The 1,380-nt window shown below is 60.1% G+C and carries 1 protein-coding gene and 1 pseudogene; both read left to right on the plus strand.

Annotated features, from left to right (window positions below):
* Nucleotides 1-444: pseudogene (locus tag CFR71_RS15740) on the plus strand (hypothetical protein); the annotation flags it as partial.
* Nucleotides 445-461: 17 nt separating this feature from the next.
* Nucleotides 462-1,007, plus strand: coding sequence for a hypothetical protein (locus tag CFR71_RS15745; protein WP_010515535.1), 546 nt, complete (start codon nt 462-464; stop codon nt 1,005-1,007).
* The last annotated feature ends 373 nt before the right edge of the window (nt 1,008-1,380 follow it).

Raw genomic sequence — 1,380 nt, forward strand, 5'->3', positions numbered from 1 at the left:
CGTATCGCAGATACGGCAAAGGCTTCGGATCTCAACCGCCGGATGTCGCTCCTCGAAGCGAAACGAGCCGTGGCCGACGCCGAAGCGCCCCCGTCAGATGGACCGGCCGCCACACGCGCTGCGGCCGACAAGGCACGGGCAGCTCTGGAAGCCGCGGCGGCCGAGCCGCAGCCGGCGCCAACGCCGCCGCAATCTCCAGCGTCCCGGACAGCGAAAATGCGCCAGATGCCTCCTGCTCCGCCCCCGACATGGACGCCGCACTACCGGATACTTGCCGCATCTCCCCAGCTTGCCATGGTGCAGGACGACGCTGCGCCGGCCGGGCAACCGCCGCAGTCCGAAATCGAAATCGGCACCGATCTCCGCGGATATGGTCGTGTGCGCGCCATCTCTCAACGCGGCACGATGTGGGTGATCCAGGCTGAACGCGGCATCATCCAGTAAGGCAAGGACACATCGACGTGCAAGGTCTGGTCAACCTCGTCAACGATCTCGCTCTCGCCATGGCCTGGCTGCTGCCAATGGCCTGCTATATTGCAGCGTGGATTGCCTTCCTGACCGGGGCATGGGGATTATGGCAGCAGCGCCAGCCCCAGAACCCGTTCGTCGGGCGCCCCTGGGTGCCCTGGATCGGGATTGTCCTCTCTGGCGTCTTTGCCACCTTTGACAGGATACTCACCAAGTCCACCACCTCTGCCGGTCTCGATACGCAGGTTTCGCTGGGAGCTTCTGTCACCGGCTATACGGATGCCGCGACCGGAAGCGTCATTTCCGGGACGGGCCCAGAGGATGCCATCCTGTCAATCGTCAGTGATTTCGCCCTGTTCTTCGAAATGTTCGGCGCCTGGGCGGCGTTCATGGCGGTCGTTGCGTGGAACGCGTCGGCGACCGGAAAAACAAACCGCTCAAAACTCAGTTGCCTCATCCAGTTCGTTTTCGGGGTAATCCTCCTCAATCCCGTCAAGGAAGCAACCTGGATCCTGAGCCACTGGACAACGTCCGGCTAAAATCATGACCCAACCCGTAGCGCTGAGATTGGCCAAGGTTCGACACTTTCTTCCTGCGCATTTTTTTGATAACCGATAAACATGATAAAATTGGGAAATGATAACCCGAAAAAGCGGGGCGCGCCCCATCTGGAGAGATGGCCACATATGGCCGTGCGCCAGGGCATTAACCGTGCTGGAGCAATCCACCGCCTGATCGCAAGGGAACTTGAAGCCGCCGAACGCGATGGCTGGGATGGGTAATCCTGTTCATAGCGAACGGACCAAGCTGCGGGCAAACCTGCTGAATACCGCTGCAGGATCTTGCCTTTCGCTAGGTGTTCTATCTCCTTTGGCTGCGTCATTTTTTAATCTGACAGCCAACCGCATTCCT

The sequence above is a fragment of the Novacetimonas pomaceti genome (assembly GCF_003207955.1).
GTDB lineage: Bacteria > Pseudomonadota > Alphaproteobacteria > Acetobacterales > Acetobacteraceae > Novacetimonas > Novacetimonas pomaceti.